The following is a 2,010-nucleotide window of genomic DNA, read 5'->3' on the forward strand; positions in this document are numbered from 1 at the left end:
TGCACTGCTTTCAGCTCTTCCAAAAAGCGGTACTGGATGCGGTTGTAGTAATTGGCAGGCATGCGCGTGAGCAGCACATTAAAGGCGCGAATCTGCCCCCGTTCATCTCCTGCCAAAGGCATGCCCCACAGAGCTTCGTTGACCGCGTCGTAGTCCACCGCTGTTATCGGCTTGGGCAGATCGGCTGGACGTTCGATGAGCTTGCCCATGCCGGGACTAGGAACCAAAGCCTGAGGCCGTGGCAGCCGAGTTGCCTGGATCACGCAGCGATCCTTGCGCGTAACCGTCATGCACTCCGTTTCCTCTGCTGTGTAGCTGCCCAGCTCGCCAAAAGTGGCATCCAGCGCCGCTGCCACATAGCCCACCGCCAGATGATCAATGGGACGAGTGCGGTTAGCCTGATCCCCGTACTTGCTCAGCCAGCCTTCTGCGTAGTGGGAGTGGGTGAGCTGGGCTTCGCCACCGCTGGGGCTGGCCTGCAGCTCCAGTCGCCCCAAGCCGAGAAAGCCGAACAACTGGCACGCCACCGCCAGCCGCTCCGTTGCCTGATGCACTCCCAAGGTTTTAAAAGCGCCCTGGAGCAAGCTGTAGAAAATCTCCTGAGCCGCCGTGCGCAGGATGCTCACCCCATCGATCCAGTTGGGATCCTCAATGGTCTGCTGCAAAAATAGGTTGTAGTGGTGGCAGTGGAAAATCACTGGCTCGCCAAAGAGAGAGAACAGCTTGCGAGCGCGGTCAAGGCGTAAATGCTCCAACATAGATGGCCTGAGCTCGAGGGGATAGGAAGGGACAACAGTTAATAACTCCCACAACTTTAGCCTTTAGCTTAATCAGCGGGAAGCCCTGCACTGTATTTGTGTTCCGTAGGTGGCGTAAGCCATATTGGGTTTACTCAAGAGCAAATCAGTGTCGGGATGAAAGCCGTTGTGCTGCAATTGAGGAGAACAAGTTCAATCTCTGGAGAGTTTCCCGCCGTGGGTCGCACGGCGGCAGCACGCTGCGACCTCTGTACCAAAAAATAAGTCTGGGAAGCAGGAAGCCCGTAAGCTATCGGTTCGCGCAGCGTGGCGTAAGTCATGTTGTGTTGGCTCAACGAGAATGAGTGTCGGGAGTCGTTCAACTGGGCAAAGCAATAGGCAAGTGCTCTACCCCCAATACGTCAGATACCGCTTTGTGGAGAATGCGGAGCTCCTGGGAGTTCAGGGTGCCTTTTTCAAGGCGGTTGCGGTCAATGCCCGTTTTCAGGGACAAGCGCAGCATGACAAAGTTGGGATCCGGAGCGTAGCGCTTGGCGTAGCTAATCAAAGCCTGAGCAGTGGATAGAGTGTCGTCTTGAACAGGAGGCAGCAGCGGTTTGCCGTCGATGAGGATGGCTTTGATGCGCTCTGAAATTGCTTTGAGGTCGATGATGGAGCGGGTTAAAAACAAAACAAAGTAGGGACTTTTGGGGAAAGACTTCAGAATCACCCGCACATGAGACGAGCCCGCTGTGAGGTAATCCGCCTCCTCCTCAGGGCTGACCGTTTGGCAAAGGCGGTTGTTGGCCTGCAATAGGTCGCTGGCGTAGGTGCCCAAAAGTTCCAGCGCCTGCTCTTCCTGGGTGTCGCTGGCGTAAGTTACCTTGGCTACCGTTTTGCCATCCGTAACTCGCCCTATCAAGACGGCAATAAGGCCAGGCAGCCCAGCAATATGCTGCTCAATTACACTTTGCAGGGTGCGGATAGCCATGCTCCTCTTTGCTCCTCAAGGTGAAGGCTAGGTTGTCCTCTCATCGTAACGAGTAGGAAGGCTAACCTGGGAGTATTTAGAAGGGATGTTAACAAAGACCCCTGAGGACGCTCAGCCCTCGCGCCACGGATCCCAGTTCTCGTGAAATTTGCCTTCCAGAATGGCCTGGCGCATTCTTTGGGTGTAGCGCACGAGCTCCGTGATGTTGTGGATGGAAAGCAGAGTGTAGCCCAGGATCTCTTGGGCGCGGATGAGGTGGCACAAATAGGCGCGGCTGAAGTG

General features: G+C 55.7%; 2 protein-coding genes and 1 pseudogene. All 3 read right to left on the bottom strand.

The window, feature by feature from the left end; all coding sequences use genetic code 11:
* Positions 1–758: pseudogene (locus tag NW857_RS12745) on the bottom strand (hypothetical protein); the annotation flags it as partial.
* A gap of 358 nt (positions 759–1,116) precedes the next feature.
* A complete protein-coding gene (locus tag NW857_RS12750) occupies positions 1,117–1,728 on the bottom strand; it encodes a hypothetical protein (RefSeq protein ID WP_414369177.1) in 612 nt (203 codons plus the stop codon).
* A 111-nt stretch (positions 1,729–1,839) separates the two neighbouring features.
* Positions 1,840–2,010, bottom strand: a 171-nt coding sequence (locus NW857_RS12755; protein ID WP_414369178.1) for a tRNA-guanine transglycosylase, incomplete at its 5' end; no start/stop codon positions are given.

Origin of the sequence: Synechococcus sp. H55.9 (assembly GCF_047462355.1) — a bacterium.
In the GTDB taxonomy this organism is placed as follows: domain Bacteria; phylum Cyanobacteriota; class Cyanobacteriia; order Thermostichales; family Thermostichaceae; genus Thermostichus.